Origin of the sequence: Achromobacter sp. NPDC058515 (assembly GCF_042721735.1) — a bacterium.
Taxonomy (GTDB): Bacteria; Pseudomonadota; Gammaproteobacteria; order Burkholderiales; family Burkholderiaceae_B; genus Achromobacter.
Genome location: NZ_JBHXNI010000027.1, coordinates 37927 through 44358, shown reverse-complemented (window position 1 = coordinate 44358; position 6432 = coordinate 37927). Strand labels below are relative to the sequence as shown.

The following is a 6432-nucleotide window of genomic DNA, read 5'->3' as shown; positions in this document are numbered from 1 at the left end:
GGCACTTGCCGCCGCTCCAGGCGCCTTGCTCGTTCAAGCCGTTGCGGTCAGAGCGAGATCTTCGTGCCCAGCACCGCCAGGAACTGCGCCATCCACGCGGGATGCGCGGGCCAGGCCGGCGCCGTCACCAGATTGCCGTCGGTGTAGGCCTGGTCGATGCCGATCTCGGCGTAGGTGCCGCCCGCCAGCCGGACTTCCGGCGCGCACGCGGGGTAGGCCGAGCACGTGCGGCCCTTCAGGATGCCCGCCGCGGCCAGCAGCTGCGCGCCGTGGCATACGGCTGCGATCGGCTTGCTGGCCTGGTCGAAGGCGCGCACGATATCCAGCACCTTTTCGTTCAGCCGCAGGTACTCCGGCGCGCGTCCGCCGGGTATCACCAGGCCGTCGTAGGACGAGGGCTCGACGCGATCAAAGTCGTAGTTCAGCGCGAAGTTGTGGCCGCGCTTTTCGGTGTAGGTCTGCGCGCCCTCGAAATCATGGATGGCCGTCGCGACGGTGTCGCCGGCCTTCTTGTCCGGGCAGACCGCGTGCACCGTGTGCCCCACCGTCAGCAGCGTCTGGAACGGCACCATGGTCTCGTAGTCTTCGGCGTAATCGCCGACCAGCATCAACAGTCTCTTGCTCATGATTGTCTCCTTGGGATGAGGGTGGCGGCCGGTTGCGCGCCCGACAGTCCGGGGCCCGGTTCTTGATGTTCTCGGTCCATTGTGCCTGCGCCAGCGGGGCGCGAGGTGGTAGCGGGATACCACGGATGCCGGGCCGGCCCTACTCCAGCGCCACGGATACCGGCCTGGCGCCCAGCACGCTGACCAGCACCTTGGGATCTATCCCCACCAGGTAGCCGCGCCGCCCGCCGTTGATGTAGACCACCGGGTACTCCAGCACCTCGGCCTCGACCCACACGGGCATCTTCTTGCGTGTGCCGAAGGGAGAGGTGCCGCCCACCTGGTAGCCGGAATGGCGCTGCGCGACCTCGGGCTTGCAGGGCTCCACCTTCTTCAGGCCGGCCTGGCGCGCCAGGTTCTTGGTGGAGACCTCGCGGTCGCCATGCATGACGACGATCAGCGGCTTGGCCGACTCGTCTTCCATCACCAGCGTCTTGACCACCGCGTGCGGATCCAGGCCCAGCTGGCGCGCGGCCTCGCCCGCGCCGCCGTGGTCCACGTAGTCGTAGGTGTGCTCCGTGTAGGCCACCTTGTTCTGCTTGAGGAACTGGGTAGCGGGCGTTTCGGAAACGTGGCGGGCTTTGCTCATGGGAATGCCGGATTCAAAAGGGAATGTGTAAAAAGAGAATGCCGTGGCGGCTAGCCGCGCGGATGGTGGGCCGCGTGCAGCGCCTTCAGGCGCTCGCGCGCCACGTGCGTATAGATCTGCGTGGTGGAGATGTCCGCATGGCCCAGCAGCATCTGCACCACGCGCAGGTCCGCGCCATGGTTCAGCAGGTGCGTCGCGAACGCATGCCGCAACACGTGGGGCGACAAGGGCGCATGCACCTCGGCCAGCAAGGCGTACTTCTTCACCAGTTGCCAGAACGCCTGCCGCGACATCGCTTCGGCGCGGCCGGTGATAAAGAGCGCATCGCTGACGCGCCCCGCCGCCAGTTCGGGACGGGCGGTCTTCAGATACTGGTCTATCCAGTGCGCTGCTTCCGCGCCCAGCGGCACCAGCCTGTCCTTGCCGCCCTTGCCCTGCACCACCCTCACCACGCCCTCGTTCAGGCTCACGTCCAGGGCGTGCACGCCGACCAGCTCGGACACGCGCAGGCCCGTGGCGTACAGCGTCTCCAGCATGGCGCGATCCCGCAGCCCGCGGGCCTGGCCCAGGTCGGGCGCGCGCAGCAAGGCGTCCACCTGCTGCTCGGACAAGGTCTTGGGCATGCGCGGCGGCTGCTTGGCGGCGATCAGCGTCAGGCAAGGGTCGCGCTCGGAACGGTGTTCGCGCAGGGCCCAGGCGTAGAACCGGCGCAGCGCGGCCAGGCGGCGGTTGGCGGTGGTCGCGCGCGTTTCCTCGTGGCGGAAGGCGAACCAGGCTTCGATGTCGGCCTTTTGCGCGTCGCACAAGGGTTTGGCGGGCCCAACGGGCAGCGCGTGGGCGCCGGCGGCCTCGCCGTGGCGGTCGGCCATTTCCCGGGCGTAGGCCTCGGGGTCCTCCAGCCAGCGGGCAAAGCCGGTCAGGTCGCGGCGGTAGGCCGCCAGCGTGTTGGCCGCCAGGCCGTCCTCCAGCCAGACGGCGTCGATGAAGGCGTCGATATCGGCTTGGGATGCGAGCGGCTGGCGGGGTGTGGACATGGCGGGATTTTACGGCTCAGCGTTCGCCCACGCCCGCGGCGGCCGACTTCAGCCAGGTCTCGAACAGCTTGAGCGCCTCGGAACGGTCGCTGCGCTGCGGATAGCCGAAGTAATACCCCTGGCTGACCGTCAGCGATTGCGGCACCGGCATGGCCAGCGCGCCCTGGTCCAGCGCGGGCTGCGCCAGGAAGCGCGGCATCAGCCCCACCCCCAGTCCGGCCTGCACCGCCGCCATCACCATGGTGAAGAGCTCGTAGCGCGGCCCGCCCGCCGCCTTGGGGCCGTACAGGTGGTTATTGGCGCCATACCACTGCCGCCAGGCGTCCGGCCGGGACGCCAGGTGCAGATGGGTCATGCCGGACAGGGCGCTCGCGCCCGGTTCCATTACGCGGGCCGCCAGTTCCGGCGCGCAGACCGGCACCAGCTCCCGCTCGGGGAACAGCAGCACGCCCTGGGTGCCCGGCCATAAGCCGTCCCCGTGATAGAGCGCCCCGTCGAATGGTTGGTCCTTGAACTGGAAGGGCAGCGTGCGCACCGACAGGCTCACGGTGATGTCGCCGTGCTCGCGCTGGAAATCCGCCAGGCGCGGGATGAGCCAGGTCGTGGCCAGCGTGGGCACCACGGCGATATGGATGCTGCGGCCCATGCCGGTGCGGCTCACCAGCCCGAAGGTGTCTTTTTCGATCTGGTCCAGGTGGTGGCGGATGCGTCCCGCATATTCCGCCCCGTGGTCGGTCAGCACGATGCGCCGCCGCACGCGGGTAAAGAGCTGCACCCCCAGCCGCGCCTCCAGGCTGGCGACCTGCCGGTAGACCGCGCTGTGCGTCAGGGACAGTTCCTCGGCCGCGCGGGAAAAACTGCCCAACCGGGCCGATGCTTCGAACGCCTGCAGGGCGGTCAGATTGGGAATGCCGTTTCTCATGGTGCGGATACCGCCAGGAACCGGCCCGGGCCGGGCGCGCCGCAAGCGGCGGCGCAACAGGCACTACGTGCCAGGGGATCAATAGATTGTGCAATTTTATCAATTGCGTTGTGCGCTCAGGGAACATATGCTCGGGAGTCTTATTCTCGGCTCACCACGACACCACCATGCCCCAGCAAGATTCCCGCCTTGGCGGTCACATTCTGGTCGACCAGCTGGTCGCCCAGGGCGTCAAACATGTGTTCTGCGTCCCCGGCGAAAGCTACCTGGCGGTGCTGGACGGCCTGCATGACGCCGACATCAAGGTCACGGTGTGCCGCCAGGAAGGCGGCGCGGCCATGATGGCCGATGCCCACGGCAAGCTGACCGGCGAACCCGGCATCTGCATGGTGACCCGCGGCCCGGGCGCGTCCAACGCGCTGGCCGGCGTGCACATCTCCAAACAGGACTCCACCCCCATGATCCTGTTTGTCGGCCAGATCGAACGCGGCATGCGCGAACGCGAAGCCTTCCAGGAAATGGACTACCGCGCCGTGTTCGGCACACAGGCCAAGTGGGTCACCGAGATCGACCAGGTCGAACGCATTCCCGAACTGATCTCGCGCGCCTTCCACATCGCCACCTCCGGCCGTCCCGGCCCCGTCGTGATCGCCCTGCCCGAGGACATGCTGGTCGAAGCCGCCAAGGTGGCCGACGCCCCGCGCTACGAACTGATCGAATCCGCCCCCACGGCCGGCCAGCTGGCCGACCTGGAAAAGCTGCTGGCCGACGCCAAGAACCCGGTCGCCATCCTGGGCGGCACGCGCTGGGATGCCCGCGCCGTGCAGCAATTCGCCGATTTCGCGCAGCTGCATGCCCTGCCCACCGCGGTGTCGTTCCGACGCCAGATGCTATTTCCGGCCGACCACCCCTGCTTCATCGGCGACGTGGGCCTGGGCATCAATCCCGCGCTCCTCAAGCGCGTGGCCGACGCGGACCTGATCCTGCTGGTCGGCGGCCGCATGTCGGAGAACCCCAGCCAGGCCTACACGCTGCTGGACATCCCGGTGCCCAAGCAAAAGCTGGTCCATGTGCATCCCGACACCGCCGAGCTGGGGCGCGTGTACCGCCCCACCCTCGCCATCAATACCTCGCCCGCCGCCTTCGCCGAATCGCTGGCCGGCCTGAAGGCGCCGGCCAAGCCCGTCTGGGCCGAAGGCACCCGGGCCATGCGCGAGTCCTACCTGAAATGGAGCGACCCCGAAGCCATCGCCACGCCGGGCGCGCTGCAGCTGGGCCAGGTCATGGCCTATCTGGAAAAGACGCTGCCGGCCGACGCGATCATGACCAACGGCGCGGGCAACTACGCCACCTGGCTGCACCGCTTCCACCGTTTCACCCGCTTTGGCACGCAGCTTGCGCCCACCTCGGGCTCGATGGGCTACGGCCTGCCGGCGGCCGTGGGCGCCAAGCGCGTCTGGCCCGACAAGACCGTCGTCTGCTTCGCGGGCGACGGCTGCTTCCTGATGCACGGCCAGGAATTCGCCACCGCCGTGCAGTACGACCTGCCGATCATCGTGGTGCTGGTGGACAACGGCATGTACGGCACGATCCGCATGCACCAGGAAAAGCACTACCCCGGCCGCGTCTCCGCGACCGAACTCAAGAACCCGGACTTCGCCGACTATGCGCGCGCCTTTGGCGGCCACGGCGAACGCGTCGAGACCACCGAGCAGTTCGGTCCGGCCTTCGAGCGGGCGCTGGCCAGCGGCAAACCGGCGATCCTGCACTGCTTCATCGACCCGGAAACCATCACCCCGTCGACGACCCTGGAAAAGATCCGCGACGCGGCACTGAAGGCCCAGCACTGATACGCGAACGGGCGGCAAAGCCGGCGCCGGCCCAGGTGGCCCGCCGTGCAAACCCCAACTTGCCGCCCCAATTACTTTAGGTTTAAACTTTCTAGATTCCGGCTACGGAAACCCATAACGGAGACCCAGCATGTCCTCGAACCCCTCTTTTCACTGGCAAGACCCCCTGTTGCTGGACCAGCAACTGACCGACGAAGAACGCATGGTGCGCGACGCCGCCTATGCCTACTCGCAAGACAAGCTGGCTCCGCGCGTCCTGAACGCCTTCCGCAACGAGAAGACCGACCCGGAAATCTTCTCCGAAATGGGCGAGCTCGGCCTGTTGGGCGCCACCATCCCCGCCGAATACGGCGGCGCGGGCATGAACTACGTCAGCTACGGCCTGATCGCCCGCGAAGTCGAACGCATCGACTCCGGCTACCGCTCGATGATGAGCGTGCAGTCGTCGCTGGTGATGGTGCCGATCAACGAATTCGGCAGCGAAGCGCAAAAGCAGAAGTACCTGCCCAAGCTGGCCCGCGGCGAGTGGATCGGCTGCTTCGGCCTGACCGAACCCAACCACGGCTCCGACCCCGGCGGCATGGAAACCCGCGCCGTCAAGACGTCCGACGGCTACAAGATTTCCGGCAACAAGATGTGGATCACCAACTCGCCCATCGCGGACGTGTTCGTGGTGTGGGCCAAGTGCGTCGGCGGCGACTTCGACGGCAAGATCCGCGGCTTCATCCTGGACAAGGGCATGAAGGGCCTGTCGGCTCCCGCCATCCACGGCAAGGTCGGCCTGCGCGCGTCGATCACCGGCGAAATCGTCATGGACGAAGTGGAAGTGTCCGCCGACCAGATGATGCCCGGCGTGTCCGGCCTGAAGGGTCCGTTCACCTGCCTGAACTCCGCCCGCTACGGCATCGCCTGGGGCGCCATCGGCGCCGCTGAAGCCTGCTGGCACACCGCCCGCCAGTACACGCTGGACCGCAAGCAGTTCGGCCGCCCCCTGGCCGCCAACCAGCTGATCCAGAAGAAGCTGGCCGACATGCAAACCGAGATCACGCTGGCGCTCGCGGGCTGCCTGCGCCTGGGCCGCATGAAGGACGAAGGCACCGCCGCCGTCGAGATCACCTCGATCATGAAGCGCAACTCTTGCGGCAAGGCGCTGGACATCGCCCGCCTGGCCCGCGACATGCTGGGCGGCAACGGCATCTCCGACGAGTTCGGCGTGGCCCGCCACCTGGTGAACCTGGAAGTGGTCAACACCTACGAAGGCACCCACGACGTGCACGCCCTGATCCTGGGCCGCGCGCAGACGGGCATCCAGGCGTTCTATTGATCGCCTGCCCCGCCTAGACGGAAAAGCCGCCCGGTCGGGCGGCTTTTT

6 protein-coding genes are annotated in these 6432 nt (G+C 67.5%); 2 read left to right on the top strand and 4 right to left on the bottom strand.

Annotation, left to right across the window (positions count from 1 at the left end; translation table 11 throughout):
* Positions 1 to 47: 47 nt before the first annotated feature.
* The 4 genes from ACFWP0_RS29165 to ACFWP0_RS29150 all read right to left on the bottom strand — a co-directional run bounded on the left by ACFWP0_RS29165 (position 48) and on the right by ACFWP0_RS29150 (position 3210).
* Entirely contained in the window at positions 48 to 626 is a 579-nt protein-coding gene (locus tag ACFWP0_RS29165; RefSeq protein WP_377848181.1) for a DJ-1/PfpI family protein, read from the bottom strand.
* Positions 627 to 765: 139 nt separating this feature from the next.
* On the bottom strand, positions 766 to 1254 hold the full coding sequence (ybaK, locus tag ACFWP0_RS29160; RefSeq protein ID WP_377848179.1) for a Cys-tRNA(Pro) deacylase: 489 nt from the start codon (positions 1252 to 1254) through the stop codon (positions 766 to 768).
* A gap of 50 nt (positions 1255 to 1304) precedes the next feature.
* Positions 1305 to 2288 (bottom strand): site-specific tyrosine recombinase XerD, encoded by a 984-nt coding sequence (xerD, locus tag ACFWP0_RS29155; RefSeq protein WP_377848177.1) that lies wholly within the window; start codon positions 2286 to 2288, stop codon positions 1305 to 1307.
* Between the two features lie 16 nt (positions 2289 to 2304).
* A complete protein-coding gene (locus ACFWP0_RS29150) occupies positions 2305 to 3210 on the bottom strand; it encodes a LysR substrate-binding domain-containing protein (protein WP_377848175.1) in 906 nt (301 codons plus the stop codon).
* 167 nt (positions 3211 to 3377) lie between these two features.
* Between ACFWP0_RS29150 and ACFWP0_RS29145 the strand changes: the two genes are divergently transcribed.
* Both ACFWP0_RS29145 and ACFWP0_RS29140 read left to right on the top strand, forming a co-directional pair.
* A complete protein-coding gene (locus ACFWP0_RS29145) occupies positions 3378 to 5060 on the top strand; it encodes a thiamine pyrophosphate-binding protein (RefSeq protein ID WP_377848173.1) in 1683 nt (560 codons plus the stop codon).
* 130 nt (positions 5061 to 5190) lie between these two features.
* The gene (locus ACFWP0_RS29140; protein WP_377848171.1) at positions 5191 to 6384 is read left to right on the top strand and encodes an acyl-CoA dehydrogenase; all 1194 of its coding nucleotides are present in this window, start codon (positions 5191 to 5193) and stop codon (positions 6382 to 6384) included.
* The last annotated feature ends 48 nt before the right edge of the window (positions 6385 to 6432 follow it).